At 63.8% G+C, this 25926-nt stretch carries 25 protein-coding genes; 14 read left to right on the forward strand and 11 right to left on the reverse strand.

Going from position 1 to position 25926, the window contains the following annotated elements:
* Positions 1 to 76: 76 nt before the first annotated feature.
* Positions 77 to 1318, forward strand: a complete 1242-nt coding sequence (locus tag IEC33019_RS23645) for a TIGR03862 family flavoprotein (protein ID WP_070092283.1) — start codon at positions 77 to 79, stop codon at positions 1316 to 1318.
* A 100-nt stretch (positions 1319 to 1418) separates the two neighbouring features.
* Here IEC33019_RS23645 and IEC33019_RS23650 read toward each other — a convergent pair whose 3' ends face one another.
* Both IEC33019_RS23650 and yedA read right to left on the reverse strand, forming a co-directional pair.
* Positions 1419 to 2750, reverse strand: coding sequence for a DEAD/DEAH box helicase (locus IEC33019_RS23650; protein ID WP_070092214.1), 1332 nt, complete (start codon positions 2748 to 2750; stop codon positions 1419 to 1421).
* Between the two features lie 92 nt (positions 2751 to 2842).
* Positions 2843 to 3763 (reverse strand): drug/metabolite exporter YedA, encoded by a 921-nt coding sequence (yedA, locus tag IEC33019_RS23655; RefSeq protein WP_070092213.1) that lies wholly within the window; start codon positions 3761 to 3763, stop codon positions 2843 to 2845.
* Positions 3764 to 3918: 155 nt separating this feature from the next.
* On the opposite strand from yedA, the gene IEC33019_RS23660 reads away from it, so the two are divergent.
* Positions 3919 to 4377, forward strand: coding sequence for an Lrp/AsnC family transcriptional regulator (locus tag IEC33019_RS23660; RefSeq protein ID WP_070092212.1), 459 nt, complete (start codon positions 3919 to 3921; stop codon positions 4375 to 4377).
* 33 nt (positions 4378 to 4410) lie between these two features.
* On the opposite strand, the gene IEC33019_RS23665 is transcribed toward IEC33019_RS23660, so the two are convergent.
* Positions 4411 to 4893, reverse strand: a complete 483-nt coding sequence (locus IEC33019_RS23665) for an NYN domain-containing protein (RefSeq protein WP_170831761.1) — start codon at positions 4891 to 4893, stop codon at positions 4411 to 4413.
* A gap of 108 nt (positions 4894 to 5001) precedes the next feature.
* Complete coding sequence (locus tag IEC33019_RS23670; RefSeq protein ID WP_070092211.1) at positions 5002 to 5730, reverse strand: DUF2076 domain-containing protein; 729 nt, start codon at positions 5728 to 5730, stop codon at positions 5002 to 5004.
* A 156-nt stretch (positions 5731 to 5886) separates the two neighbouring features.
* On the opposite strand from IEC33019_RS23670, the gene IEC33019_RS23675 reads away from it, so the two are divergent.
* The 3 genes from IEC33019_RS23675 (at position 5887) to IEC33019_RS23685 (ending at position 8319) form a co-directional block, all read left to right on the forward strand.
* Positions 5887 to 6543 carry a YciC family protein gene (locus tag IEC33019_RS23675; RefSeq protein ID WP_070092210.1) on the forward strand — a complete coding sequence of 219 codons (657 nt, stop codon included), beginning with the start codon at positions 5887 to 5889 and terminating at the stop codon, positions 6541 to 6543.
* A gap of 61 nt (positions 6544 to 6604) precedes the next feature.
* Positions 6605 to 7678 carry an endonuclease/exonuclease/phosphatase family protein gene (locus IEC33019_RS23680; RefSeq protein WP_070092209.1) on the forward strand — a complete coding sequence of 358 codons (1074 nt, stop codon included), beginning with the start codon at positions 6605 to 6607 and terminating at the stop codon, positions 7676 to 7678.
* A gap of 116 nt (positions 7679 to 7794) precedes the next feature.
* On the forward strand, positions 7795 to 8319 hold the full coding sequence (locus IEC33019_RS23685) for a hypothetical protein (protein ID WP_070092208.1): 525 nt from the start codon (positions 7795 to 7797) through the stop codon (positions 8317 to 8319).
* Between the two features lie 57 nt (positions 8320 to 8376).
* On the opposite strand, the gene hrpB is transcribed toward IEC33019_RS23685, so the two are convergent.
* Positions 8377 to 10905, reverse strand: a complete 2529-nt coding sequence (gene hrpB / locus IEC33019_RS23690) for an ATP-dependent helicase HrpB (protein WP_070092207.1) — start codon at positions 10903 to 10905, stop codon at positions 8377 to 8379.
* 118 nt (positions 10906 to 11023) lie between these two features.
* Here hrpB and IEC33019_RS23695 point away from each other — a divergent pair, with 118 nt between their 5' ends.
* Both IEC33019_RS23695 and IEC33019_RS23700 read left to right on the forward strand, forming a co-directional pair.
* Positions 11024 to 11443 (forward strand): polyribonucleotide nucleotidyltransferase, encoded by a 420-nt coding sequence (locus tag IEC33019_RS23695; RefSeq protein WP_070092281.1) that lies wholly within the window; start codon positions 11024 to 11026, stop codon positions 11441 to 11443.
* Between the two features lie 21 nt (positions 11444 to 11464).
* A complete protein-coding gene (locus tag IEC33019_RS23700; RefSeq protein ID WP_070092206.1) occupies positions 11465 to 12334 on the forward strand; it encodes a cation diffusion facilitator family transporter in 870 nt (289 codons plus the stop codon).
* Positions 12335 to 12352: 18 nt separating this feature from the next.
* On the opposite strand, the gene IEC33019_RS23705 is transcribed toward IEC33019_RS23700, so the two are convergent.
* Positions 12353 to 13174, reverse strand: a complete 822-nt coding sequence (locus IEC33019_RS23705) for a DUF6515 family protein (RefSeq protein ID WP_070092205.1) — start codon at positions 13172 to 13174, stop codon at positions 12353 to 12355.
* A 399-nt stretch (positions 13175 to 13573) separates the two neighbouring features.
* On the opposite strand from IEC33019_RS23705, the gene IEC33019_RS23710 reads away from it, so the two are divergent.
* Entirely contained in the window at positions 13574 to 14050 is a 477-nt protein-coding gene (locus tag IEC33019_RS23710) for an Lrp/AsnC family transcriptional regulator (protein ID WP_011535815.1), read from the forward strand.
* Between the two features lie 54 nt (positions 14051 to 14104).
* A complete protein-coding gene (locus IEC33019_RS23715) occupies positions 14105 to 14308 on the forward strand; it encodes a DUF2788 domain-containing protein (protein WP_023378567.1) in 204 nt (67 codons plus the stop codon).
* A 36-nt stretch (positions 14309 to 14344) separates the two neighbouring features.
* Here the strand turns inward: IEC33019_RS23715 and IEC33019_RS23720 are convergent, their stop codons facing one another.
* From IEC33019_RS23720 to IEC33019_RS23735, 4 genes are all read right to left on the reverse strand, one after another.
* Positions 14345 to 14980 carry a pseudouridine synthase gene (locus IEC33019_RS23720; RefSeq protein WP_070092204.1) on the reverse strand — a complete coding sequence of 212 codons (636 nt, stop codon included), beginning with the start codon at positions 14978 to 14980 and terminating at the stop codon, positions 14345 to 14347.
* A 6-nt stretch (positions 14981 to 14986) separates the two neighbouring features.
* Complete coding sequence (amn, locus tag IEC33019_RS23725) at positions 14987 to 16474, reverse strand: AMP nucleosidase (protein ID WP_170831760.1); 1488 nt, start codon at positions 16472 to 16474, stop codon at positions 14987 to 14989.
* Positions 16475 to 16611: 137 nt separating this feature from the next.
* Positions 16612 to 18264 carry an acyl-CoA dehydrogenase family protein gene (locus IEC33019_RS23730; RefSeq protein ID WP_070092202.1) on the reverse strand — a complete coding sequence of 551 codons (1653 nt, stop codon included), beginning with the start codon at positions 18262 to 18264 and terminating at the stop codon, positions 16612 to 16614.
* 94 nt (positions 18265 to 18358) lie between these two features.
* Complete coding sequence (locus tag IEC33019_RS23735; RefSeq protein ID WP_070092201.1) at positions 18359 to 20350, reverse strand: sensor histidine kinase; 1992 nt, start codon at positions 20348 to 20350, stop codon at positions 18359 to 18361.
* 265 nt (positions 20351 to 20615) lie between these two features.
* Between IEC33019_RS23735 and IEC33019_RS23740 the strand changes: the two genes are divergently transcribed.
* From IEC33019_RS23740 to IEC33019_RS23755, 4 genes are all read left to right on the forward strand, one after another.
* A complete protein-coding gene (locus tag IEC33019_RS23740) occupies positions 20616 to 21416 on the forward strand; it encodes a hydroxymethylpyrimidine/phosphomethylpyrimidine kinase (RefSeq protein WP_070092200.1) in 801 nt (266 codons plus the stop codon).
* Between the two features lie 17 nt (positions 21417 to 21433).
* Complete coding sequence (thiE, locus tag IEC33019_RS23745; RefSeq protein ID WP_070092199.1) at positions 21434 to 22057, forward strand: thiamine phosphate synthase; 624 nt, start codon at positions 21434 to 21436, stop codon at positions 22055 to 22057.
* Positions 22058 to 22072: 15 nt separating this feature from the next.
* Positions 22073 to 23356, forward strand: a complete 1284-nt coding sequence (gene hemL / locus IEC33019_RS23750; protein WP_070092198.1) for a glutamate-1-semialdehyde 2,1-aminomutase — start codon at positions 22073 to 22075, stop codon at positions 23354 to 23356.
* Between the two features lie 223 nt (positions 23357 to 23579).
* A complete protein-coding gene (locus tag IEC33019_RS23755; protein WP_070092197.1) occupies positions 23580 to 24131 on the forward strand; it encodes a tetratricopeptide repeat protein in 552 nt (183 codons plus the stop codon).
* Positions 24132 to 24140: 9 nt separating this feature from the next.
* Here the strand turns inward: IEC33019_RS23755 and IEC33019_RS23760 are convergent, their stop codons facing one another.
* Positions 24141 to 24467 carry a DUF1820 family protein gene (locus IEC33019_RS23760; RefSeq protein ID WP_043211213.1) on the reverse strand — a complete coding sequence of 109 codons (327 nt, stop codon included), beginning with the start codon at positions 24465 to 24467 and terminating at the stop codon, positions 24141 to 24143.
* A gap of 125 nt (positions 24468 to 24592) precedes the next feature.
* Here IEC33019_RS23760 and miaB point away from each other — a divergent pair, with 125 nt between their 5' ends.
* On the forward strand, positions 24593 to 25921 hold the full coding sequence (miaB, locus tag IEC33019_RS23765) for a tRNA (N6-isopentenyl adenosine(37)-C2)-methylthiotransferase MiaB (RefSeq protein WP_070092196.1): 1329 nt from the start codon (positions 24593 to 24595) through the stop codon (positions 25919 to 25921).
* The last annotated feature ends 5 nt before the right edge of the window (positions 25922 to 25926 follow it).

The following is a 25926-nucleotide window of genomic DNA, read 5'->3' on the forward strand; positions in this document are numbered from 1 at the left end:
ATCATTTTTTGTTCAGTGCCGGGACGGGCCTCGCTGGGGTAGAATGCCAGGTCTTTTCCACAGCCTGTCGCCCGCCATGTCCGATCAACATCCCGCCTCCCCTCCTCTCGTCGCCGTGATCGGTGGCGGCCCCGCCGGCCTGATGGCGGCCGAGGCATTGGCCAACGCAGGCCTGGCAGTGCAGGTGTTCGATGCCATGCCCTCGGTGGGCCGCAAGTTCCTGCTGGCCGGCGTCGGGGGCATGAACATCACCCACTCCGAGTCATACCCCGCATTCATCTCCCGCTATGCCGAGCGCCAGAACGAAATCGACGCCCTACTGCGCGACTTCGATGCCGATGCCCTGCGTCAGTGGATACACGGCCTGGGCATCGAAACCTTCGTCGGCACCTCCGGGCGTGTGTTCCCACGCGACATGAAAGCCGCCCCCTTGCTGCGTGCCTGGCTCAAGCGCCTGCGCGAGCGTGGTGTGGTTATCCACACCCGCCATCGCTGGCTGGGCTGGAACAGCGACGGTACCTTGCGGATCGCTTATCCACAGGGCGAATTGCAGTTACGAGCCGATGCCGTGGTACTGGCCCTGGGGGGTGGCAGTTGGGCGCGCCTGGGCTCCGATGGCACCTGGCAACCGGTGCTGGCCGAGCGGGGTGTGGATATCTCGACGTTGCAACCGAGCAATTGTGGATTCGAGGTTCAGGGCTGGAGCCAACTGCTCAAGGACAAGTTCGCCGGCACACCGCTGAAGAACATCGCCCTGAGCGTGCCCGGCGCTGCCCCACGCAAGGGCGAATTCATCCTCACCGCCCAAGGCGTCGAAGGCAGCCTGGTGTATGCCTGGTCGGCGGCGGTGCGCGAGGCCATCAATCGGGACGGCCAGGCAACACTGTTGCTTGACCTGCTGCCAGACCGCCCTGTGGACAAGATTGTCCAGGCGCTGGCCAAGCCGCGAGGTTCGCGCTCGATGGCCAAGCACCTGCACGGCCAACTGGGCCTGGACGGGGTCAAGGCAGCGTTGTTGCGCGAGCTGACCGATCAGGCGACCTTCGCCGCCCCCGAAGCGCTGGCCCGGGCGATCAAGGCCCTACCGATCGAACTGGTGCGGCCACGGCCTCTGGATGAAGCGATCAGCAGCGCGGGCGGTGTACGCTTCGAGGCACTGGATGAAGGCCTGATGCTCCAACGGATGCCGGGCGTGTTTTGCGCAGGAGAAATGCTGGACTGGGAAGCCCCCACGGGCGGTTACCTGCTGACGGCCTGTTTTGCCAGTGGGCTGCGAGCGGGCAAGGCGGCGGTGGAGTGGTTAGCTCGGCGTAGTTAAAAATCACCGGGGCTTTGCAGCCCATTCGCGGCACAAGGCCGCTCCTACAGGGATCGCGCTGACGCTGTAGGAACGGCCTTGTGCCGAGGCCTCGGCAATCTCAAGGCTTGCGCTTGCGTGGCCCGCTGTTGAAGCTCGGCACCTTGCGCACCGGCTTGACCGAAGGCTCCGAGGCGCTCGATTCGGCACTGTCCATCCAACGTCCCAGGCCCCGCTTGGCGCTGTTCTCCTTCGGCTTCTTGGGCTTTTTCGGTTTTTTCACGACCTGGCCACTGGCATCGGTCATCGGCACCCGATGATCGGGGATAAAGTCCGGCTCTTCATGACGCGGCAACGTCTGACGGATCAAGGTCTCGATCGCCGCCAACAATTGCACTTCGTCCGCGCACACCAGCGAAATCGCCTCGCCCTTGTTACCCGCCCGGCCGGTACGCCCGATGCGGTGCACGTAGTCCTCGGCGACGATCGGCAGGTCGAGGTTGACCACCAAAGGCAAGTCGTCGATGTCCAGACCGCGGGCGGCGACATCGGTCGCTACCAGCACCTGGATCTCCCGAGCCTTGAAAGTGTCCAGGGCGCGCTGACGCGTCGCCTGTGGGCGGTCACCATGGATACCGTCGGCATTGACGCCCTCGGCGAGCAGACGCTCCACCAACTGGTCGACGCCATTGCGGGTCTTGGCGAACACCAACACCTGCTTCCAGCGCTGCTTGCGCAGCAGGTGGCAGAACAGGTCGGCCTTGCGCTTCTTGTCCACCGGCACCAGCCACTGCTTCACGGTGCTGGCCGTGGTGTTGCGAGGGCTGACTTCGATGCTCAGTGGATCGTTCAGGGCAAGCCCGGCCAACATGCGGATCTGGTCGGAGAAGGTGGCGGAAAACAGTAAGGTCTGGCGCTTGCGCGGCAAGGCGGCATAGACGGCCTGCAGTTCTTCGGCAAAGCCGAGGTCCAGCATGCGGTCGGCCTCGTCGAGCACCAGGGTCTGCACCTGGCCGAACTTGACCGCGTTCTGGCGGAACAAGTCCAGCAGGCGCCCGGGCGTGGCCACCAGCAGGTCGACGCCGCGACGCAGGCGCATCATCTGCGGATTGAGGCTGACGCCGCCGTACACCGCATAGGTGCTCACCGGGAGGTTCTCGGCGTATTCACGGATATTGGCATGGACCTGCTCGGCCAACTCGCGGGTCGGCACCAGCACCAGGGCACGGATCGAGTTGCTGGCGACCTTGGCCCCTTCCAAGGCCAGGCGTTGCAGCACCGGCAAGGCAAAGCCGGCGGTCTTGCCAGTGCCTGTCTGGGCCGCGGCCATCAGGTCGCGGCCAGCCAGTACGGCAGGGATGGCCTGAGCCTGGACGGGGGTCGGGGTGGTGTAGTCCAGGTGCTGCAGGGTGCGCAGCAAGGGTTCGATCAGGCCGAGTTTGGCGAAATTCATGGCAATACCGTCAGGGGGTTCAGCGAAGGCGGCAGTTTACCGCAACCGACGCCCCCCCTGTGGACGCTTTACCCCCAAGCGATGCTGCCTGGCTACTTGCACACTTGCTCTTTGAGTGGCACTGGCGGCTCGGGCGCCTTGCGCCATTGCGGCAAGCCGATCAGCACCACTGCGCCGATGATCACGGCCATGGCCACGCACTCCTCGGCGCCGATGCGCTCGCCTGCAAAGAGGATCCCCAGCAACACCGCCACCGCCGGGTTGACGTAGGCATAGCTGGTGGCCGCCGCCGGGCGCACATGCTTGAGCAAGTACATGTAGGAACTGAAAGCCAGGATCGAGCCGAAGAACACCAGATACGCCAGCGCGCCCCAACCGGCCGCGGTCGGCATCTGGGTCAGACGCTCGCCACTGAGCGCACTGCCGATCAGCAACGCGGCGCCGCCAACGAGCATCTGCGCGGCACTGGCCATGGCGCCTTGGGGCAAGGGCAGGTTCTTGCTCCACACCGAGCCAAAGGCCCAGGCAGCGGCGGCGAACAGGATCAGCGCCGCGCCCATGGGGCTGGCCTGCAGGTTCGAGCCCATATTGAGCATGCCGATGCCCACTAGCCCCAGGGCAATCCCCGCCCATTCAAGCCGCGAGTTGCGATGACCGAACAACAGGCCGAACACCAGCGTGAACAGCGGCACAGTGGCCACCGCCAAGGCCGCGACGCCCGACGCCACCCCGGCGTGTTCGGCCAGGGTCACGCCACCATTGCCGCAACTGAGCAACAGAAAACCGATCGCCCCCGCCGCGCGCCACTGTGGCCAGGTCGGCGCCGGCGCACCGCGCCAACGCAAGAACCCATACAGCAGGCTGCCGGCAATGACGAAGCGCACCCCAGCCATGAGCATCGGCGGCCATGACTCCACCCCGATGCGGATGAACAGGTAGGTCGAGCCCCAGACCAGGTACAAGGCCAGGAAGGCGCCAATGAGCAACAACGGGAAGCGACGGGAGGCAGGCATGGGAAAACACTCGAAATCCGTTTACGGGTGACTTAGTTTAAAAAGGCGCCATCGCAAACTTAAGTTACAAAACGGCTTTAAATGACCGAAATACTTTGCAATGCATGGTTATGCGAGCGCCTTACCATCGATTGCAAAGCACTGTGGAATCAGCCATGGACAAGTACGACCGAATGCTCCTTGCCGCCCTGCTGGAAAACGGCCGGGCCACCTACGCGCAACTCGCGCGCCAGGTGAATCTTTCTGCGCCCGCCGTCGCTGAACGGGTCGCCAAGCTGGAAGCCAGCGGGGTCATCACCGGCTATGCCGCCAAGGTGGACCTGGAAAAGATCGGCCTGCCGATCCAGTGCGTGATCGAGCTGCGCCTGGCCAGCCACGGTAATCAACAGGCGTACGATGCATTGACCCGCATCCCGCAGCTCACCGAATGCCACCGCGTCACCGGTGACCCCTGTGTGATCATGCAGGCAGCCGTGGCATCGATGACCGAGCTGGAAGCGCTGATCAACCGGGTTTCGCAGTTGGGGTTCACCAAGACTTCGATCATTCTGTCGAGCGCGGTTGAACGACGGGTGCCGCTCGATCAATTGGAGGGCAATGGCAGGAAGCCCTGAGGCACTCAGCTCTACTCGATCAACGAGTCGGCCTCAATGGCGCAACAGCAGGCGGCCTTCGATCGGCACATACCGACTGGCCGACCGGATCAGCGACAACGCGGTAAGCCCAGGCACGCCATAGACCACGGTCTCGACACCATGACGCTCGCTGGCCCGCTCCATCAGCAGGTCGAAGTCGCCATCGCCAGAGGCCAGCACGACTTGGTCGACGCGGCTGGCGGCGTCGATCACATCCAAAGTGATGCCCACATCCCAATCGCCCTTGGCCGAACCATCGCTGCGCTGGATGAAAGGCTTCAGGCGTACCTCGAAACCGAGGTTACGCAGAATCTGTTGGAACTGTTGTTGCTTGCTGTCGCCCCGGTCGATGGCATAGGCCACCGCCTCGACGATCTGCCCCTGACTGCTGACATCGGCCCACAGCGCGGCGTAGTTGAAATGACAACCATGCACCTGGCGCACGGTGTAGTAGAGGTTCTGCACATCGGCGAACAGCGCGATCTTCTTCACCATGACCTCTCTGGCAGTTGCGCGAGTAACGAGGACTGCCCGTGGGGTCGGCCTCGTTTCGCGAAAGGGGCGCAGTGTACGCCCCCGCGTGCTGCCAGTATGCCAGAGGCCTCAGATGAAGGTGTCGTCGTCTGAGAAGAAGCCCCCACCATCGCTGCCGTAGTCGCTGTCCAGGAAGCCGCCTTGGTCATGGCCGTTGTCGGCCACCTGATACTGGTTGTCCTGGTCATTCCAGCCGCCGCTGTCACTGGCCGGGGCTGGCTCCTCCTTGATCACCTCGACCACCTCCTCAGGTTGGGACTGATGGTTGAACAGGCTGCTGATGCCCTGTGCCAGCAACACGCCACCGGCCACGCCCGCCGCAGTCTGCATGGCGCCACCCAGGAAACTGCTGGCGCCACTGCGGGCCGGCGCTGCGTTGAATCCAGATTGCGGTTGCGGCTGGGCGAAACCCTGGGCCGTTGGTTCGCGCCAACCGCCGGCAGGGGTCACCGGTGCGGCCTGGCGCTGTGGCTGCGGTGCGGATGCCGGCTCGCGGGAGCCTGCGCCAAACAGGCCCGACAGGAACCCACCGCCCGTGTTGCCGCTTCGGCTCGCTTGGGCTTGTGCCTTGGCTTGCTCGAGTTCTGCCTCAAGCTGTTTGTTCTGCTCGTCCAGACGCTTGATCGCCGCTTCCTGGACCAGGATCGCCTGGGCCATGTAGTACGCCGCCGCTGGCTGCTGGCGCAGATGCTCCTCGATGCGCGCCTGGGCCTGGGCGTCACGCGCCTGGCCTGCGTCCTCGGCTTGCTTGATACGACTGAACAGGCCGTCGATCAGGGTTTGTTCTTCAGTGTTCATGGCGTTACCTCGTGCACAGGGCAATACATCGGATAGCGTCAAAGATGGGGCTCGCAGGCCAAGGATTCAATCAGCCAAACGGTGAAACTTTTTTCAGCCAGGGGTGGACTGGGCTAAAGTTACGCCCTGCTTTTTCTGCCATGCGATGTTGACCCGATGAATCCGTTGAGCATTCTGCGCGACTCCCTGTATTTCTTCCGCCGCCACCTGGTGAGCATCCTCCAGCTCTGCCTGCCGCTGGTGGTCCTCGAGGCCCTTTGCACTCAATTGCTGTATCGCCAGTTGGGCGACCAGGCCTCGGCGGGCTACGGCATGTTGGTCAGCTTGCTGTTCTACCCGCTGTACAGCGCCGCGTTGATCCTCTACATGGATACCCGCAGCAACGGTCAGGACATCGCCAAGCGCAACCTGTTCGCCCGCGCCGTGCAGCTGTGGCCATCGCTGGCCCTGCTGATCCTGATCAGCTCGTTGCTGATCATGGCGGGTCTTGCGCTGTTCATCTTCCCGGGCGTGTGGATCATGATCAATCTGGTGTTCGCCGAGTACCTGTTGGTGCTGCGTGGCTTGCCGGTGATCCAGGCCATGCGCGAAAGCGCCAGGATGACCACCGGGCATTTCATGCGCATCCTGGTCTGTGTCGTTGCCGCACTGGCACCGCTGTGGCTGCTCGACGGCTTGCTGCTGATGGCCTTCCCCGAGCCGCAGCCGGGGGTGCAACTGGCCCTGGACAGCCTCAGTGGCTTCCTGCAGTTGTTCAGCAGCGTGGTGCTGTACCGCCTGTTCATGCTGATGGAGAACGAATCCGGCGCCTGAACTGGCACGCCGACGAACGGCTCGGTTATGCTGGCGCGACCTGCACCGACAAGCCGAGCCGATGATCCGACTACTGCGCAACGTCCTGCTGTCCCTGCTCCTGCTGTTGCCCCTGCTCTGGCTGTTCGCCGACTACCTGGGCTGGCAACCTTCCCCCCGCGAACCGATGCCGGTCGCCTGCCAAGGCAGCCCTCAACCGCTGCAACCTGGCCAGCCGCTCAAAATCATGACGTGGAACGTGCAGTTCCTGGCCGGCAAGCGCTACGTGTTCTGGTACGACCAAGGACAGGGCAGCGACACCCACCCCAGCGCCGAAGACCTGGCCTTCAATCTCGACGAAGTCACCCGCGTGATCCGTGCTGAAACGCCCGATATCGTCCTGTTGCAGGAGCTGGACAACAATGCCAAGGCCACCGGCTACCAGGACCAGTTGGCGCTGCTGCGGGAACGCCTGGCGGACCTCTACCCCTGCACCGTCCAGGCCTACGAATGGAAGGCCGATTTCGTACCTGATCGGCATATCCTCGGCAGTGTCGGCCGCACCCTGGCCACCCTCAGCCGCTACTCGATCGAAAAGGCCGAGCGTCTGCAATTGCCCAATGCCGCGGGCAACGCCCTGACCCGCTTGCAACACCCCCAGCCGGCACTGCTGGTCAGCTACCTGCCGCTGGCCGAGGGCGGCCGCCTGGCAGTGCTCAACACCCGGCTCTCGCCCTATCAGCCCGGCAGTGACCTGCAACGGCGTCAGGTCGAGCATGTGGCAAAGGTTCTCGATCGCTTGGAAAGCCAGGGCACGCCCTGGTTGATCGGCGGCGATTTCAATCTCCTGCCCCTGGGCCAGTACCGTCGCCTGCCGCCGGAGCTGCGCGGCAACTACCCCTCCGACAGCGACCTGCACCTGTTGTGGGACAAGTACCCGATGATCCCCAGCAACGCCGAAGCCAGCGGTGCCGAGCGCGGCGCCTGGCTCACCCACTTCCCCAACGACCCGGCGGCCATTGGCCCAGACCGCACCCTCGACTACCTGCTGCACAGCCCACACCTGCAGCGCATTCAGGCCCAGGTACTGCGACGGGACACTCTGCAGATCTCAGACCATCTTCCGCTCATGGCCACCCTCAAAGTGCCTCATTGACGCACGGTGAGCGTGAAAGCACGGAAACCCCTCCAACTTCGCCCCAGATCGACGCCTGGGTAGTGTTCTGGTCGTGGGCCACGAGCCCTTATTCAACAGAACTGCGGAGTATTTTCATGAGCAACGACCTCACTAACTGGATCGCAACAGCCGGATCTTTCGATGCCCACATACATTGCGATGGGGTGACAAAATACTGGGACGGTGTTGGCCAAGACTGGAAGGAAATATCCCCCTTCCTGGACGTGACGCCTTCATTCCCATCCTCCCCCGTGCACCTGAGCAAGGGCGCTGACAACAACGAAGGCTGGCTCATTACTGGGGCGGGTGGAGCGCCCACGACTTTCAACATCACATTCGACTCGCAAACACCTGATCGACTGCATGTCCGCATCAAGGGCACCGGCAGCGACAGCAACAGGCACGTCGAGATCAGCCGCAATGGTTATATCGGGCTTTACCGGGGTAGTTCGAACGTTGATGTATTGAAACTCGAGCCACTGGAGTGGACTGAAGACACACTGCGCTGCCGGATCCGTGATCACCTGGGACACACCGTGAAAATCGCATATGAATCGCATGTCTATCTGAACGTGCAGTCCGGGGAGGACGCTACATTCGTCATCACCCGGCAACAGTGATTGCCGGGTGGTTTACCCACCCGGATCGATCATGCGAACCCACAGCGCCTCCAGACATCAGGTCCCTCTGGGCTTGGCCCTCGCCGTGGCCTCGGCAACGAGCGGGTCATCGGGCCAATAATGCTTGGGATAACGGCCTTTGAGGTCCTTCTTCACCTCGGCATAGGTGGTGCGCCAGAAGTTGGCCAGGTCCTGGGTCACCTGGACCGGACGGCGCGCCGGAGACAGCAGGTGCAGTTTGACCTGCTGGCGGCCCTGGGCGATGCGCGGCGTGTCGGCCAGCCCGAACAACTCCTGTAGGCGCACGGCAAGAATCGGCGGAGTCTCGCTGTAGTCCAGACGAATGTTCGAGCCGGAAGGAACCGTCAGATGCGCAGGAGCAAGCTCCTCTAGACGCTGGGGTAGCGGCCAGGGCAGCAGGTTGCGCAGAATCGATGGCAAGTCCAGCTGGGCGAAGTGGCCAAGGCGAGACACCTTGCCCAAATACGGCTGCAGCCAACTTTCCAGACTGGCGAGCAACGCTTCGTCGCCCAGATCGGGCCACTCGCTGTGGCCCTCCTTGTTCATGTCCAGATGACGCAACAGGGCCACCCGCGCCTGCCATTGGCGTAGCTCGGGCGTCCAGGTCAGCAGGTTCAGGCCCTTGCGTCGCACCAGCCCCAGCAGCGCCTTAGCGCGGGTTTCGTCATCCAGGCCCGGCAACGGTTCGCGGCTGAGCACCAGCTCGCCGACCTTGCGCTGGCGCTCGGCGCGCAGCACCTGCTCGCGCTCGTCCCAGTCGAGGACATCGAGCGTTTCCACCTGCTCGGCCAGCACCCCCTCGAACAAACCCGGATCGAACTCGGCCGCCAGATAGATGCGCTCCTCGCGCTGCCCCTGGCGGCTGCCCAGGTCCGCGATCACCAGCCATGGGCACTTCATCAGCGCATCCACCTCGGCGAACAGCGCCGCGCGTCCATTGGCCAGCCGGTACTCGGCACCGCCCTCGCGCCGCTGCTGGGCGACCCGGTCGGGATAGGCCAACGCGAGCAATGCCCCCAGCCAGCGTGGATGATCGGCATCGGCGACGGTTGCCCCCGCCTTGCCGCGCAGCAGGCCGCGGTACTGGCGCGCCAGTTGCCGCGCGCGCTGCACGCCCCCCTGACCGCCACGGACAACCTTGGTTTCGCCGCTGAGCAAGACCATCCGGCTGTGCAGGTCGGCGCCAGCGCCGCGCAGAATATCGCGCTCACCGAGCAGCGCGGCGACATCGCAGGCCATGTCGGCCAGGCCCAGCGCCTGGCCACGCAACAACAGATGGGCGATACGCGGATGCGCAGGCAGTTCGGCCATGGCCTTGCCGTGTTCGCTTAAGTGCTCGCGGCTGCCCGGCTTGAACGCGCCCAACCGGGCGAGCAGATCGCAGGCCTGGGCGTGGGCAGCGCTCGGGGGAGGATCCAGCCAGCGTAGTTGATCGGGCCAGACGCCCCAACGCGCCAGTTGCAGGGCCAGGCCCGCCAAGTCGGCCTGGAGGATCTCGGCACTGCCGTGGGCCGCCAACTGATCGTGCTGGGCCTCGGACCACAACCGGTAGCACACGCCAGGTTCCAGACGTCCGGCACGCCCGGCGCGCTGGGTGGCGCTGGCGCGGGAAATGCGCTGGGTTTCCAGACGCGTCATGCCGCTACCGGGATCGAAGCGCGGGACACGCGCCAGCCCGGCGTCGATCACTACGCGTACGCCGTCGATGGTGAGGCTGGTCTCAGCGATGTTGGTAGCCAGCACGACCTTGCGCAGGCCCTGGGGCGCAGGTTCGATGGCGGCGCGCTGGGCATTGAGATCCAGCTCGCCATGCAATGGACACAGCAGCACATCAGGGCGCTCGCCCAACGCTTCCTGCAGGGCCTGGTGGACCCGCCGAATCTCGGCCTGGCCCGGCAAAAACACCAGCAGGCTGCCTGGCTGCTCCGCCAAGGCCTGAAGCACGCAGTCGACCACCCTAGGCTCGACGAACTCGCCTGGCTGGTACGGCCGGCTCCAACGGATATCCACTGGGTGCATGCGCCCTTCGCTGCTCACCACCGGGGCATCGTCGAGCAAGCGCGACAGACGCTCGCCCTCCAGGGTGGCGGACATCAGCAGGATCTTCAGCGGCGGCTCGTCGCGCAACAACTCGCGCCCATTGAGGCTCAGCGCCAGCGCCAGGTCCGCATCGAGGCTGCGCTCGTGGAACTCGTCGAAGATCAGCAGACCCACCCCCTCCAACGCAGGATCAGCCTGCAGGCGCCGGGTGAGGATGCCTTCGGTGACCACCTCGATACGGGTCTTGGGGCCGACCTTGCTGTCCAGGCGGATGCGATAGCCGACGGTTTCCCCGACCTTCTCGCCCAGCTCACTGGCCAGGCGCTCGGCCGCCGCCCGAGCCGCCAGTCGGCGAGGTTCGAGCATCAGTATGGTCTGCCCGGCCAGCCAGGGCTCATCGAGCAGGGCCAGCGGTACACGGGTGGTCTTGCCGGCGCCAGGCGGGGCTTCGAGCACGGCCTCGTGGCGCTCGCTCAAGGCTTGACGCAAAGCGGGCAATACGGCATCGATTGGTAATGAAATCATGGTGGTCCTCGAACAATCGTCCGAGTATAACGGCGAACCGAGCCTGCCTTATCATGGTCTTAAACATCAGGCACAGGCGACCGGCCTGGTCCTCGTTGGTCACTTTGCGGAGATCCCAATGCGCATCCCTACCCGCGTCATCGGTGGCGCGCTCATCGTCACCCTGCTCACCCAGCTGACCGCCTGCGGCACGCTGTTCTACCCCGACCGCCGCGGCCAGATCGAAGGCAAGATCGACCCCGTGATCGCCGCCCTGGATGCGGTGGGTCTTTTGTTCTATGTCATCCCCGGCCTGATCGCCTTCGGCATCGACTTCGCCAGCGGGGCCATCTACTATCCGCCCGGCGTCACCGCCCACATCGACCCGGCCAAGCTCAAGCCGGCCATCAATGCCGATGGCCAGATCGACAAGGCCAAGCTGCAAGCTATTCTCGAAAGCGAACTGGGCCAACGCCTGCCGCTGAACGATCCTCGGCTGATCCAGCACCGGGGCAGCGTCGAGCAGTTGGCCGCCTATGGCCTGGCACCGGCCGCCTGATCCAAGGAACGCACCTGCAGCATGACTTCGAGCGCCGAACACCAACGCCTGCTGCGCCTGGCCACCCGGGCGTCTCTGGCAGTAGCCACGATTCTTGTCGTGAGCAAGGCGATCGCCTGGTGGCTGAGTGGTTCGGTGAGCCTGTTGGCCGGCCTCACCGACTCGGCCCTCGACGCTGTCGCCTCCTTCCTCAACTTGCTGGCCGTGCACTACGCCCTGCGCCCGGCTGACGACGACCATCGCTTCGGCCACGGCAAGGCCGAGGCCCTGGCCGGCATCGCCCAGGCGCTGTTCATCGGTGTCAGTGCGGTGCTGATCGGCGTGCAGGCGGTCGAGCGCCTGCAATCGCCGCAACCGCTGGGCGATACCGCGGCAGGTATCGCGGTGATGCTGCTTTCTCTGGTCCTGACCCTGGCCTTGCTCGCCTTCCAGCACAAGGTCATCCGCGCCACCGGCTCGAACGCGGTGCGCGCCGACTCACTGCACTACCGCTCCGACCTGCTGCTCAATGGCAGTATCCTGCTCGCCCTGCTACTGGCGCGCTTCGGCTGGCCGCAACTGGACGCCCTGTTCGGTTTGGGAATCGCCTTGTACATCCTCTGGAGCGCCTTGCAGATCGCCCGCGAGAGCACGGCGATCCTGATGGACAAGGAGCTGCCGTCCGATATCGGCGAGCGCATGCTCGAACTGGTGTGCGCCATCCCTGGGGTCGAGGGCGCCCACGACCTGCGCACCCGGGTATCGGGCAACCGCTGGTTCGTCCAACTGCACCTGGAGCTGCCCGGTGATCTGAAGCTGCATGACGCCCACGAACTGTGCGTGCAGGCATCCGCTGCAATCCGCCAGCGCTACCCGCGAGCGGATGTGATGGTGCACGCCGATCCGGTGTAAATCCGCCCCCCGGAGCCTTCAATTCACGCTGTAGCCCCGGGCACTCAGGCAATCCCCCAGTACTCGATGGTAGGCATCCGCGACATGGGCCGGCGGCGCGAAGGCTGCCGCCGCCGGATCGAAACCAGTCTGCTGCACGGCCTGGCGATGACACTCATAGCGGTCCTGGTTCTGCTGCAGAGGGGTTTGCCCGGACAACGGATGGGCAATCACGTCGTAACCGGTCCCCAACTGCGGGCCCGGCGCGGGCAGGATATTAGGGGGATTGACCACCACATACTCCTGGCTGTCGCTCAGGTATTGGTAATAGGTGTTCGAGACCTGGAAGAACAACGTGCCATCGAACCAGACCTCCTCGGCATAGACCGGCAGGTAGCCGACCCGCGCGCCATAGGGCGGCCTGACCAGCACATACGCGCCACCTTGCGGGCGATACCAGTAGCCACTGGAGTAGTAGTAGTCCTGCCCTTGGTAGGGCACCTTCCAATAACGATCCGGGAAGTGGTCGATCCTGTGTCCGGGATGGTATTGCGGACCTGGCCCCCAGCCATCGCCATGGCCGTCGGGACGCCCAGGCCAGTCGCCACCCGGTCGCTGCCCAGGCCCGCCCGCCTCCCAGTGGTAACCGCCATTGCGCCGGGGGATATCCTGGTAATAGCCCTGGCGCGGTGGCTGGGTCTGGCGCACCTCGTCACGCGCATTGAGCGGCGAGCGGCCCATGGTCGCGCCGTTGGGGTCCTGCGACGCTGGGCCCTCTCCCGGCCCTTGGGCCCATGCGCCCAGGCTTATGCCCAGGCCCAGTAAACCCACACTTGCCCATTGCCAGATGCGCGACCTCATGTTGCCCTCTCGATGGTAAAAACTGCAGTGGAACTGCATGCAGTCTATCGCGGCCAAGGCCTATGCAGATGAAACTGCGGGCATGAAAAAAGGGAGGCCGTCGGGCCCCCCTTTGGGAATTGTCGTCCGTGCTCGGCGCTTGTGGCACCGGCTCACCTCACATCGTCTTCTGGACGGTGCGTAGCCCGGGGGCCTGGCGGATCCTGTTGGATGGCTGGCCGCGACGGCCTTCCTGAGGCCGGTCGCCGTGGACTGTTGTCCGGGCAGTGATTCTGTTGGTAAAGATACGGGAGGCGACGCGGCAGAGGATTGCGAATATTGCTCAGATAAATAGCACTTGCGCAATTTTTAACCCTGGATCGATAATTCGCAGCAATCCGAACAGAAAAGGCCTTTTCCATGAGCAAGCTCGACCGCTATGACCTGAGCATCCTCGCCGAATTGCAGCGCGACGCCCGCATCTCCAACCAGGAGTTGGCCGAACGCATCGGCTTGTCACCCTCCCCTTGCTCACGGCGGGTCAAGCAATTGGAAGACGACGGCTACATTTCGCGCCAGGTGGCCCTACTCGATCGCAAGAAGCTCGGCCTGAGCCTGACCGCCTACGTACTGATCGGCATGGACCGCCATACCCCCGAGCGCTTCGAGACCTTCGAGGCCGCCATTCGCAGCCTGCCTCAGGTACTGGAGTGCAGTCTGGTGACCGGGATGGACGCCGACTACCAATTGAAAGTCGTCGTCCCGGACATGGACCACTACCAGAAATTACTGCTCGGCAGCCTGACCCGCATCGAAGGCGTCACCAGCGTGCGCTCAAGCTTCGTGCTCAACCAAGTACTGGCCAGCACTGAGCTGCCGTTGACGCATCTGCGCTGACCGTACGCTGTTGCCCCGCATATAATCGCCGCTCAGCCTGCCTGGAGAACACTGATGGATCCCGCCGTATTCGAAGAGTGGATGATGATCGTCCTGGTGACCGTGCTGATCGGTTTCATGGGGTTCATCGTCTGGGACCTGGCGAAGAAGTCCAAGGCAGGCCGCTTCGGCACCTTGATTCTGTTCTTCGTCCTGGGTCTGGGCGTGCTTGCCTTCATCATCAAGAGCGTGGTGGTGGGGTTCCTCGAAGGGGTCTAGCCCTGCAATGAAGTGAGGGCGCTACGCGCCCATCTTCTAACGAAGTAACTTCGGCGCGACCTCTCGCCAGCATCCCTGCTCCAGCCCATCCAGCGCCCAATCCCCGATCCGTACCCGCACCAGCCGCAACGTCGGCAGACCCACCGCCGCCGTCATGCGCCGTACCTGGCGGTTGCGCCCTTCCCGAATCACCAGCTCCAGCCAATGGGTCGGCACGCTCTTGCGAAACCGCACCGGCGGGTTGCGCGGCCAAAGCGCAGGCTCTTCCAGCAGTCGTGCATCGGCCCGTAGTGTCGGCCCGTCATTGAGCTCGACCCCATCGCGCAACTGTTGCAACTGGGACTCGCTCGGCTCCCCCTCCACTTGCACCCAATAGGTCTTGGGCAATTTGTGCTTGGGATCGGCGATGCGTGCCTGCAGGCGACCATCGTTGGTCAACAGCAGCAGGCCTTCGCTGTCACGGTCCAGACGCCCGGCCGGATAGATGCCAGGAATGTCGATGTAGTCCTTGAGGGTCGCGCGCCCCTCACCGTCGCTGAACTGGGTCAGCACATCGAACGGCTTGTTGAACAGGATCAGGCGTGGTTCGGCCGGCGGCGCCTTGGGCTGGCGACGCGGGCCTGCGGGCCGCGCCTGTGGACGGCGCGGCTTGGAACGGGGTGGCAGAGACATGGATCCTCAGCGGAACGGCGGCTCATCGAAGCTGCGCAGTTTACGCGAGTGCAACGAATTGAGCTCGGTGCGCAGCAGGTCCAGAGCCGCGATACCGATCTTCAGGTGCTGGCTGACGGCACGGTTATAGAAGGCATTGGCCGAACCAGGCAGCTTGATCTCGCTGTGCAGCGGTTTGTCCGAGACGCACAGCAACGTGCCGTAAGGCACCCGCAGACGATACCCCTGGGCGGCGATGGTGCCGCTTTCCATGTCCACCGCCACGGCACGGGACAGATTAATCAGCGGTCGCTCCTGGGCCCAGCGCAACTCCCAGTTGCGGTCGTCGTAGGTCAGCACGGTGCCGGTACGCAGGCGTTTTTTCAGTTGCTCGCCACGCTCGCCGGTCACCTGCGCCGCAGCTTCCTGCAGCGCCAACTGCACTTCGGCCAGTGCCGGGATTGGAATGTTCGGCGGCACCACCCGATCGAGGATGCCATCGCGACGCATGTAGGCGTGGGCCAGCACGTAGTCGCCAATGGTCTGCGATTGGCGCAGGCCACCGCAGTGGCCAATCATCAGCCAGCAGTGCGGGCGCAATACGGCCAGGTGATCGGTGATGTTCTTGGCATTGGACGGGCCGACACCGATATTGACCAAGGTGATGCCATCGCCATCGGCGGCGATCAGGTGGTAGGCCGGCATCTGGTAGCGGTGCCAGACCACGCTGGCCACCAGTGCCTGGGTCTCGTCGTCGCCCATGCCCTTTTCGATGATGACATTGCCCGGCAGGACCATACGCACGAAGCGCGAGTCCTGGCGCAGTTGCTCCAGGCCATGGCCGATGAACTGGTCGACGTAGCGGTGATAGTTGGTCAGCAGGATCCACGGCTGGACATGGCGCCAGTCGCTCCCGGTGTAATGCACCAGGCGGCGCAGAGAGAAGTCCACGCGGGCGGCATCGAACAGCGCCAGCGGCAGGGTTTCGGCGCTGCCCCAGTCGCACAGCCCGTCGGCGATGTTGTCGGTGGCCGCCGACAGGTCGGTGCTGGGGAATACCCGTGCAAGCTCGGCGGCCGTGATGCCGCTGCCCGCCAGCTCATCCCCCTGGTCGACCACGTAGGGATATGGAATATTCTGTTCGCTGACACCCACTTCCAGGGTCACGGTGTAGTCGTGCATCAGCGGTCGCAGTTGCTCGAGCAGGTAACCGCGAAACGCCGCAGGCTGGGTGATGGTGACGCTGTAGGTCCCCGCCACCTGCACCTTGGCATAGGCCCGCGTGGTGGCGGCCACTTCGCCATGGCTGTAGTAGGTCAGGCGCAGGGCCGGGTAACGAAACAGCGCACGCTGATCCTCGTCCGGCTCAGTGCGGTCCTTGAGGTAGCGCTTGAGGGCCTGACTGAGGGCGCCGGTGGCTTGTTCATGCAGGGCCGCCAGACGGTCGACGGCCTGTTCAGGTGTATCAACGACTACAAACGCTTGGCTCACGCTGGATTTCCTGTCTTCTGACATGCATGGCTTCCATCTTGCCTACCTTCTGTTGCAATTACATCCCTGACAATCGCATTCGGCCTCTTCACGGGTAAACCCGCTCCTACAAGGCTTGCCGCATCTCCTCTGGAAGCGGGTTTAGCCGTGAAGTAGGCGCCTCAGGCCGACCAGACCGGCGTCGCCCGCGTCACCAGCGCCGCGGCATCGATACCCCGGGGCAACGCCCCATAGACCCGCCCGCCAGCGCCCAACCGGCTGGCCATGAACGCATCGCTGACGGTCGCATTGCCCGCTTCCAGCAACAGCTTGGCCTGCAAAGCAACGGCGATGTCCTCGGTCAGTTGCCGGGCGCGGTACTGGATATCGCCGGTATCGGCGAACGCGCCCTTCAGGTTGCCGATATGCGCCGCCAAGCGCGGATCGCCGTGACCGTCACCCAGCTCAGCGAACAGGGCGTCGAGCACGCCCGGCTCCTTGGACAACGCGCGCAGCACATCCAGGCATTGCACGTTGCCCGATCCCTCCCAAGTCGAGTTGACCGGCGCCTCGCGGTACAAGCGCGGCAAAATGCTGTCCTCCACATAGCCCGCACCGCCCAGGCATTCAGCAGCTTCGTTGATCATCCCCGGGGCGCGCTTGCAGATCCAATACTTGCCGACGGCGGTCACCAGGCGGGCGAAATGCGCCTGCTGCGGGTCATCCAGTTGGTCCAGCGCCTGGCCCATGCGCAGGCTCAAGGCCAGTGCCGCCTCGCTTTCCAGCGCCAGGTCGGCCAGCACGTTCTCCATCAATGGCTGTTCGTTCAGCACTCGCCCGCCGACCTTGCGATGGGCGCAATGGTGCGCGGCCTGGGTCAGCGCCTGTCGCATCAAGGCGCTGGAACCGACCATGCAGTCGAAGCGGGTCATGGCCACCATCTCGATGATGGTCGGCACTCCACGCCCCTCTTCACCGATCATCCACGCCAGGGCACCGCGAAACTCCACTTCGCTGGAAGCATTGGAGCAGTTGCCGAGCTTGTTCTTCAGGCGCTGGATATAGAACTGGTTGTGCGTGTCATCGGGGCGGTGGCGTGGCAGCAAGAAGCAGCTCAATCCTTTGTCGGTCTGGGCGAGGGTCAGAAAGGCATCGCACATCGGCGCCGAGCAGAACCACTTGTGGCCCACCAGTTCATACGCCTGACCGGGGCCAGGCGCGCCAACCGGATAGGCCCGGGTGGTGTTGGCCCGCACATCGGTGCCACCCTGCTTCTCGGTCATGGCCATGCCGAGAGTCACCCCGGCCTTGTGTCGGTCGCCCACGTTACGAGGGTCGTACTCGCGCGCCAGCACTTTCGGCAACCAGTATTCGGCCAGCTCCGGCTGCAGCCTCAAGGCCGGCACCGCAGCGAAGGTCATGGTCAGGGGGCAGCCAGTGCCGGCCTCAGCCTGACTGTGCAGGTAGGTCATCGACGCTCGCGCCACGTGGGCGCCAGGACGCGGCTCGGCCCAGGGCAACGATGGCAATCCATGCTCGACCGCCGTGCGCATCAACTCGTGATAGGCCGGATGGAACGTCACCAGGTCGATGCGGTGGCCATAACGGTCATGGCTGCTGAATTCCGGCTTGTGGGCATTGGCCAGAAAACCCGCAGCCATCAGCGGGCCGCCGGCCAAGGCACCATAGGCGTCGATCCGCGACTCGGCCCAGCCGGCACCGAAGCGTCGGGACCACTCCTGCAAGGGCTGGTCAAGGCGATACAGGTTGGCGCCGTCGAGCGACGGTGGCTGGTTGGTGACTTCGTGGGTTTCAGCGAACTGGTGCAGGTTCATCGGGGGCTCCCTGGATCCGGTCATGCCTGAAAACCCCAGTGAAGCACTCCTGCGAAGGCAGTCAAAGTGTCAAAAACGACTAACTCGGCCGTCCTTAGCCGCCCATCACACCCGAGGCCAACCGGCCGGACGGCCACTGCGCCTGGGCCACGGACAGGTTCAGGGACAACTCGAAGCGGCTGCCCAGCCCCCGAGTCGACTCATGGGCCAGCCGGCCGCCGATCAGCTCGCCCAACTGACGGCAGATCGACAAGCCGATGCCCAGACCGCCGTAACGGCGCGTCATGGAACCATCGACCTGGAAGAAACGCTGATAGAGGATGGCTTGGTCCAAGTCGTCGAAGCCGATACCGCTGTCGCTGATGGTGAAAGTCAACGCCAGGCTGTCCGGCCCGAGCCTGCGGCCGCGCACCTGGATCATCACGCCGCCCTGGTGGGTGAATTTCAGGCCGTTGTCCACCAGGCAGGCCAGGCAGCGCAGCAGTTTTTGCGCATCGCCAAGCAACTCGTCAGGCAGCTCCGCAGGGATATCCAGGCTCAGGTACAGGCCTTTGCCCAGGGCACGCCCGGCGAAACCTGCACGCAGTTCCTGCAACTGCCGACGCAGGCTGAAGGGCGCGGCATGGGCACGCAGACGACCCGCCTGCAGTTCGGTGAGCACGAGGATGTCATCGACCATGGCCATCATGTCTTGGGCAGAACCGGTGGCGGTGCGGTGATACTGGGCGTGCTCGGCGCTCATCGGCAGGGTATGCATCAACTCCAGCGAGCCGATCACACCGTTCATCGGTGTGCGCAGTTCATGGGTGACCGTCGCCAGGAACTCATCCTTCAGACGATTGCTTCGGGCCAGTTGCTGGTTCAGCTGCTCCAGGGTGTGGCCGGTATCGCGCAACGCCTGGGCCTGCTGCTCACGCAGGCTGTTGATGCGGTCGGCCAGGGCCAGGGACAACAACGCCACTTCCAGCGCCGACCCCAACTGGCTGGCATACATGGTCAGGAACACGTTCGGCAGATAACCGAGCACCATCAGGGTATTGACCAGCCCACCCAAGAGGAATGCCGTCCAGGCAATGATGAACCAGCGCGCCACCCGCACCCCGTGCCACCAAGCATAAAGCCCTGCCGTGAAGATGCTCACGGTGAACAGCAGCGCCAGCAGTGTCGCCATGCGCAAGGCCAGGCCGTAGGGCATGGTCACAGCCAGCGTCATGACCAGCGCTCCACCGACCATCAACGCCAACAGCAGGCGGTCGAAACCACGGCTGAGCCTGCCCAACTGCAGGAAATGCCGGGCGAACTGGCAGCCGAACAGCCCTGCGGCGCCAATGAACAAGGGCGTGGCGGCATTGGCCCACCAGGGGTTGTCCGGCCAGAAGTACGCGACACCGGCACCGTTCACAGAGATCTGGTAGAGCCCGAACGAAGCGATATAGAGGATGTAATAGAGGTAGCTGACGTCGCGAACGCTGAGGTAGATGAACAGGTTGTACACCAACATCACCAGCAACACGCCGTAGATCATGCCCAGCACATAGAGGCGCGTGGGCTGCTCTTCCATGTAGGCCTCAGCTGACCACAGGGCCAGCGGCGCCTGGATCGAACCCTGGCTCTGCAAACGCAGGTAGGCCGTGATCGCCTGGCCCGGGTTCACAGGCAGCTCGAACAGGTAGTTGTCCTGGCGGATCTGCCGGCTGGCATAGGGCAAGGCATCGCCGGTGCGCTGGACCAGGCGGTAGCTGCCATGGCCATCGGGCAGGTAGAGATCCAGACGATCCAGTGGTGGATAGGCCAACTCCAGCAGCCACTGGCGGGAAGGTGCTGTGGGCGGGCTGATGTTGCGCAGGTCGACCTTCAGCCAGAACACCGAGGTGGAATAGCCCGCATTGAGCACGTCTTCATGATGCTGTCGGAAACGGCTGACAAAGGCCGGCGAGCTGACCTGGGCGATGCTGGCGCTGCCATCACGGTCCTCGAGGACCTGCATGACTTGGCCCAATGGAAGGTACCGGGTGGCGTTGTCGAAATCGACCGCTCCGGCGAACAGGGGCACACAGCCCAGAAGCATCATCAGCAAGTAGCGCATACAGCCCCAGCATGGCCTGTCCAGTCGCGTCGTGGTGGCCTCCCTTCCCTTTGAGACGACGAATTCCGGCAGCGCCTATTTGTCGAGTTATCCGAGCACTCTAGCATAGCCTTCAGGCAGGGCAATCAGCCACCTTAAATCTCAAAGAAACAGCTCTAAATCAATACTTACAGAGATACAAAACACAAAAAATTGACCAATTGATCAACAAAAGCCATCGGCGAAGCGATCCGCCCCAACAGGTTTGGTGGTAAGCTCGCCGACCATGAATACGACCTACAGCTCCCGCCCCGTTGTCCTCTGTCTTTCCGGCCACGACCCCAGTGGCGGCGCCGGCCTGCAGGCAGATATCGAAGCCCTGATCGCCCAAGGCTGTCACGCCGCACCTACCGTGACCGCCCTGACCGTCCAGGATACCGTCAACGTCTCCGACTTCCGCGTGCTGGACCGCGAGTGGGTGCTGGCACAGGCCAATGCCGTGCTGGCCGACTCCACTGTGGCGGCGGTCAAGCTCGGGATGCTCGGGTCGATCGAAATGGTCGATACCGTCGCCGAACTGCTGAGCGCCCATCCGCACCTGCCGCTGGTCTGCGACCCGGTTCTGCGTGCAGGTGGCGGTGGCCGCCTGGGCAAGGACGAAGTCGGCTATGCGCTGCGCGAACGCCTGCTGCCGCTGGCCACGATCGCCACGCCGAACCTGCCCGAAGCCCGGATTCTGGCCGAGCTGCCTGAAGGCACCGCGGACGAATGCGCCGAGAAACTTTTGCCGTTCTGTAGACATCTTCTGATTACCGGTGGTCACGGTGACGAGGTGCAAATTCATAACCGCCTATATAGCCGCGACGGTCAACAGCACACCTGGACCTGCGAACGCCTGCCAGGCAGCTACCATGGCTCCGGTTGTACCCTGGCCAGCGCCCTGGCCGGCCGCCTGGCCCTTGGCGAGCAATTGCAAAGTGCCGTGCGCAGTGCCCTGGACTACACCTGGCGCACCCTGCGCGACGCCGAGCAGCTGGGCAAGGGGCAGTTCGTCCCACGCCGACTGCCCTTGGACTTCTGCTCCTGATCCACGAGGCCTGACAGATGAAGTTACGCGGTCTGTACGCGATCACCGACAGCCAACTGCTCGCCGGTCGCTTGCTCTCCCACGTCGAGGCTGCCCTCGAAGGTGGCGTTTGCCTGCTGCAATATCGTGACAAAAGCGACGATGCCACACGCCGCCTGCACGAGGCCGAAGGCCTGCAGAGGCTCTGCGAGCGCTATGGCACGCAACTGATCATCAACGACGACGCCCAACTGGCCGCACACCTGGGCGTCGGCGTGCACCTGGGCCAGACCGACGGCCCCCTGACCCCGGCCCGCACCCTGCTCGGCCGCGATGCCATCATCGGCTCCACCTGCCATGCCCAGCTCGCGCTGGCCGAGCAGGCCGCCAGCGAAGGCGCCAGCTACGTGGCCTTCGGTCGCTTCTTCAATTCGGTGACCAAGCCCGGCGCGCCAGCAGCCGACATCGCCCTGCTCGGCAAGGCCCGTGCCCAGGTGCAACTGCCGATCGCAGTGATCGGCGGCATCACCCTCGACAACGCCGCCCCCCTGGTCGCCCATGGCGCCGACCTGCTGGCGGTGATCCACGGCTTGTTCGGTGTCGACAGCGCGCAGGAAGTCACCCGCCGCGCCCGCGCCTTCAATGCCCTGTTCGCTTCCTGATTCGAGAGAAATCCCATGTCCCGTTCCGAATCCCTGTTCGCCCAAGCCCAGAAGCACATCCCTGGTGGTGTGAACTCGCCGGTCCGCGCTTTCCGCAGCGTCGGCGGCACCCCGCTGTTCTTCAAGCATGCCGAAGGCGCCTATGTCGTAGACGAAGACGACAAGCGCTACGTTGACTACGTAGGCTCCTGGGGCCCGATGATCCTGGGTCACGGCCATCCTGACGTGCTGGCGTCGGTGCGCAAGCAACTGGAGCATGGCCTGTCCTACGGTGCCCCGACCGCCATGGAAACCGAGATGGCCGATTTGGTCTGCTCGATCGTGCCGTCCATGGAGATGGTCCGTATGGTCAGCTCCGGTACCGAGGCGACCATGAGCGCCATCCGCCTGGCCCGTGGCTATACCGGTCGCGACGCGATCATCAAGTTCGAAGGCTGCTACCACGGCCACTCCGACAGCCTGCTGGTCAAAGCCGGCTCCGGCCTGCTGACACAGGGCGTACCCAGCTCGGCCGGTGTGCCGGCGGACTTCGCCAAGCACACCCTGACCCTGCCGTTCAACGACATCGCTGCCGTCGAGAAGACCCTGAGCGAAGTCGGCCAGACCGTCGCCTGCATCATCGTCGAGCCGGTCGCTGGCAACATGAACTGCGTACCGCCGGCACCAGGCTTCCTTGAAGGCCTGCGCGAACAGTGCGACAAGCACGGCGTGGTGCTGATTTTCGATGAAGTGATGACCGGCTTCCGCGTCTCGCTGGGCGGCGCCCAGGGCCACTATGGCATCAAGCCGGACCTGTCGACCTTCGGCAAGATCGTCGGCGGCGGCATGCCAGTTGGCTGCTTCGGCGGCAAGCGCGAAATCATGGAGTGCATCGCTCCGCTGGGCCCGGTGTACCAGGCCGGCACCCTGTCGGGCAACCCGCTGGCGATGGCTGCGGGCCTGACCACCCTCAAGCTGATCAGCCGCCCAGGCTTCCACGACGAACTCACCGCCTTCACCACCCGCATGCTCGACGGCCTGCAACAGCGCGCGGATGCCGCTGGCGTACCGTTCGTCACCACCCAGGCGGGTGCCATGTTCGGCCTGTACTTCAGTGGCGCTGACGACATCGTCACCTTCGATGACGTGATGGGCAGCGATGTGGAACGCTTCAAGCGCTTCTTCCACCTGATGCTCGAGGGCGGCGTTTACCTGGCGCCAAGTGCCTTCGAGGCGGGCTTCACCTCCATCGCCCACGGCGACAAGGAGCTGCAGATCACCCTGGATGCCGCCGAAAAGGCCTTTGCCGCGCTGAAGTGATCGTCAGCCTCTTCGCGGGCAATCCCGCTCCCACCCGATATGCGTTGAACCTGTGGGAGCGGGGTTACCCCCGTAGAAGCCGATGCGGCAATAAATGCGTTGTGCAATCAACGAAGGCTTCTCAACAGAAATTCGAGTAAAACTTTGTAAGGTAGGCGCTGCTTATCCCATAATGTGCCACCAGAGACATTGGCCGCAGCTTTGCAGAGGTAAGTCGATCCCCATGAACCGCACCGGCCGCGCCCTTACCCTGGGCTGCCTGCTGCTTCTTCAGCCCCTGCTGGCCTTGGCAGAGGGCGGCAACTCGTTGCTGATTCCAGCGACGGGACGCTGCACCCTCAATACACAGCCCGAGGACCTGCAGAACGCCCTGAAGGCTTGCGAACGGACGGCGGAGTCGGGCGATGCCCAGGCGCAATACGAGCTGGGTGAGTTCTACTACAACGGCAACCAGGCACCCAAGGACCTGAAAAAAGCCGTCAACTGGTTCGAGAAAGCCTCATTGCAAGGCCAGGCCCAGGCGCAATATCGTCTCGGCTCGATGTTCTTCCATGGTGAAGGCGTCCCGGCCAACAACGTGCAGGCCTACATTCTGCTTAAGATGGCGGCGGTCAACGGCGACGAAGACGCCCTGGACCTGGCCGACGAAGTCACTGAGCAGATGCCCCGCGACGAACTCGAACACGCCACCCAGGTGCTCGGCCAGATCTTCCGCAAATACCTGCTGGAACTGCAAAACGCCGAGGGGCGCACGCCCTTCTCCCCCCTACCCTGACGGGCCGATCTACTTCTCCGGCATCGGCATCGGGAACGGCATCACATTGCCGCCGCCCTTGGCCTCGCTGATCTTCGCCGTGCCCAGTCGCTCCACCTCGTCGATGCGCACGATCGAGTGCATCGGCACAAAACTGCGCACCACACCTTCGAACTGCGCCTTGAGCTTCTCCTCGCTGGGATCGACCACCACCTGGGTGCGCTCACCGAAGACGAACTCCTCGATTTCAAGAAAGCCCCACAGATCACTCTGGTAGATCTGCTTGGCATACATCTCGAAGACCTGGCCCTGGTTAAGGAAGATCACTTTGTAGATGGCGGGTTCGCGTTTGCTCATGATCGAAGAAGACGACACCTTGGTGGGAAAATGGCCGGCATCATAGCAGACCGTCTGCCCTGTTAAGCACCCGGTCCCGCCTCTATAATGTGCGGCCTTTCAGCACCTGCAGCAGACGATTTGCCATGGCCAAGAAACTCTACATTGAAACCCACGGTTGCCAGATGAACGAGTACGACAGCTCGCGCATGGTCGACCTGTTGGGCGAACACCAGGCCCTGGAAGTCACCGAGCATCCCGATGATGCCGATGTCATCTTGCTCAACACCTGCTCGATCCGCGAAAAAGCGCAGGACCAGGTGTACTCCAAGCTCGGCCGCTGGCGCGCCCTGAAGGACCGCAACCCGCAGATGGTCATCGCTGTCGGCGGCTGCGTGGCCAGCCAGGAAGGCGAAGCCCTGCGCAAGCGTGCGCCCTACGTCGACGTGGTATTCGGTCCGCAGACCCTGCACCGCCTGCCGGAAATGATCGACGCCGCACGCACTACCCGTGAGCCGCAAGTCGATGTGTCGTTCCCGGAAATCGAAAAGTTCGATCACCTGCCCGAACCCCGCATCGACGGCCCGACCGCCTTCGTCTCGGTCATGGAAGGCTGCAGCAAATACTGCACCTTCTGCGTCGTGCCCTATACCCGCGGCACCGAGGTCAGCCGCCCGTTCGACGACGTGCTGGCCGAGGTCATCCACCTGGCCGAGAACGGCGTGCGCGAAATCACCCTGCTGGGCCAGAACGTCAACGGTTACCGCGGCCAGACCCACGATGGCCGCCTGGCAGACCTGGCCGAACTGATCCGCGTGGTGGCGGCGGTCGACGGGATCGAGCGGATCCGCTACACCACCTCGCACCCACTGGAGTTTTCCGACAGCCTGATCCAGGCCCACGCAGAGGTGCCGCAACTGGTCAAGCACCTGCACCTGCCGGTCCAGGCCGGCTCAGACCGCGTGCTGGCGGCCATGAAGCGCAACCACACAATCCTCGAGTACAAGTCCAAGCTGCGTAAACTCAAGGCCGCGGTGCCGGACATCTGCATCAGCTCGGACTTCATCGTCGGCTTCCCCGGCGAGACCGAGAAGGACTTCGAGCAGACCATGAAACTGGTGGCCGAGGTCGGCTTCGACTTTTCGTTCTCGTTCGTCTACAGCGCCCGCCCTGGAACCCCGGCCGCGGAGCTTGCAGACGATACGCCCGACGAAATCAAGAAGCAGCGCCTGCAACTGCTGCAGCACCGCATCGACCAGCAGGGCTTCGAGATCAGCCGACGCATGGTCGGCAGCGTCCAGCGTATCCTGGTCACCGACTTTTCCAAGCGTGACCCGGGCAAGCTGCAAGGCCGCACGGAGAATAATCGAATCGTCAACTTCCACTGCGACAATCCTTCGCTGATCGGCCAGCTGGTGGATGTGCGCATCGAAGAGGCCAAGCCGCACTCGTTGGTCGGCTCGTTGATTCAATGATCATC

Origin of the sequence: Pseudomonas putida (assembly GCF_002741075.1) — a bacterium.
In the GTDB taxonomy this organism is placed as follows: Bacteria; Pseudomonadota; Gammaproteobacteria; order Pseudomonadales; family Pseudomonadaceae; genus Aquipseudomonas; species Aquipseudomonas putida_T.

Excerpts from the sequence above, each read along its gene's own strand:
- IEC33019_RS23695 (WP_070092281.1), top strand. The coding sequence starts at position 11,024 with ATGCGCATCCCTACCCGCGTCATCGGTGGCGCGCTCATCGTCACCCTG.
- yedA (WP_070092213.1), bottom strand. The coding sequence starts at position 3,763 with ATGCCTGCCTCCCGTCGCTTCCCGTTGTTGCTCATTGGCGCCTTCCTG.
- IEC33019_RS23755 (WP_070092197.1), top strand. The coding sequence starts at position 23,580 with ATGAACCGCACCGGCCGCGCCCTTACCCTGGGCTGCCTGCTGCTTCTT.
- IEC33019_RS23700 (WP_070092206.1), top strand. The coding sequence starts at position 11,465 with ATGACTTCGAGCGCCGAACACCAACGCCTGCTGCGCCTGGCCACCCGG.
- IEC33019_RS23720 (WP_070092204.1), bottom strand. The coding sequence starts at position 14,980 with ATGTCTCTGCCACCCCGTTCCAAGCCGCGCCGTCCACAGGCGCGGCCC.
- IEC33019_RS23710 (WP_011535815.1), top strand. The coding sequence starts at position 13,574 with ATGAGCAAGCTCGACCGCTATGACCTGAGCATCCTCGCCGAATTGCAG.
- IEC33019_RS23670 (WP_070092211.1), bottom strand. The coding sequence starts at position 5,730 with ATGAACACTGAAGAACAAACCCTGATCGACGGCCTGTTCAGTCGTATC.
- IEC33019_RS23735 (WP_070092201.1), bottom strand. The coding sequence starts at position 20,350 with ATGCGCTACTTGCTGATGATGCTTCTGGGCTGTGTGCCCCTGTTCGCC.
- IEC33019_RS23740 (WP_070092200.1), top strand. The coding sequence starts at position 20,616 with ATGAATACGACCTACAGCTCCCGCCCCGTTGTCCTCTGTCTTTCCGGC.
- IEC33019_RS23760 (WP_043211213.1), bottom strand. The coding sequence starts at position 24,467 with ATGAGCAAACGCGAACCCGCCATCTACAAAGTGATCTTCCTTAACCAG.
- IEC33019_RS23685 (WP_070092208.1), top strand. The coding sequence starts at position 7,795 with ATGAGCAACGACCTCACTAACTGGATCGCAACAGCCGGATCTTTCGAT.
- IEC33019_RS23660 (WP_070092212.1), top strand. The coding sequence starts at position 3,919 with ATGGACAAGTACGACCGAATGCTCCTTGCCGCCCTGCTGGAAAACGGC.
- miaB (WP_070092196.1), top strand. The coding sequence starts at position 24,593 with ATGGCCAAGAAACTCTACATTGAAACCCACGGTTGCCAGATGAACGAG.
- IEC33019_RS23680 (WP_070092209.1), top strand. The coding sequence starts at position 6,605 with ATGATCCGACTACTGCGCAACGTCCTGCTGTCCCTGCTCCTGCTGTTG.
- IEC33019_RS23705 (WP_070092205.1), bottom strand. The coding sequence starts at position 13,174 with ATGAGGTCGCGCATCTGGCAATGGGCAAGTGTGGGTTTACTGGGCCTG.
- IEC33019_RS23645 (WP_070092283.1), top strand. The coding sequence starts at position 77 with ATGTCCGATCAACATCCCGCCTCCCCTCCTCTCGTCGCCGTGATCGGT.
- IEC33019_RS23675 (WP_070092210.1), top strand. The coding sequence starts at position 5,887 with ATGAATCCGTTGAGCATTCTGCGCGACTCCCTGTATTTCTTCCGCCGC.
- IEC33019_RS23650 (WP_070092214.1), bottom strand. The coding sequence starts at position 2,750 with ATGAATTTCGCCAAACTCGGCCTGATCGAACCCTTGCTGCGCACCCTG.
- amn (WP_170831760.1), bottom strand. The coding sequence starts at position 16,474 with ATGTCAGAAGACAGGAAATCCAGCGTGAGCCAAGCGTTTGTAGTCGTT.
- hrpB (WP_070092207.1), bottom strand. The coding sequence starts at position 10,905 with ATGATTTCATTACCAATCGATGCCGTATTGCCCGCTTTGCGTCAAGCC.
- IEC33019_RS23665 (WP_170831761.1), bottom strand. The coding sequence starts at position 4,893 with ATGGTGAAGAAGATCGCGCTGTTCGCCGATGTGCAGAACCTCTACTAC.
- hemL (WP_070092198.1), top strand. The coding sequence starts at position 22,073 with ATGTCCCGTTCCGAATCCCTGTTCGCCCAAGCCCAGAAGCACATCCCT.
- IEC33019_RS23715 (WP_023378567.1), top strand. The coding sequence starts at position 14,105 with ATGGATCCCGCCGTATTCGAAGAGTGGATGATGATCGTCCTGGTGACC.
- IEC33019_RS23730 (WP_070092202.1), bottom strand. The coding sequence starts at position 18,264 with ATGAACCTGCACCAGTTCGCTGAAACCCACGAAGTCACCAACCAGCCA.
- thiE (WP_070092199.1), top strand. The coding sequence starts at position 21,434 with ATGAAGTTACGCGGTCTGTACGCGATCACCGACAGCCAACTGCTCGCC.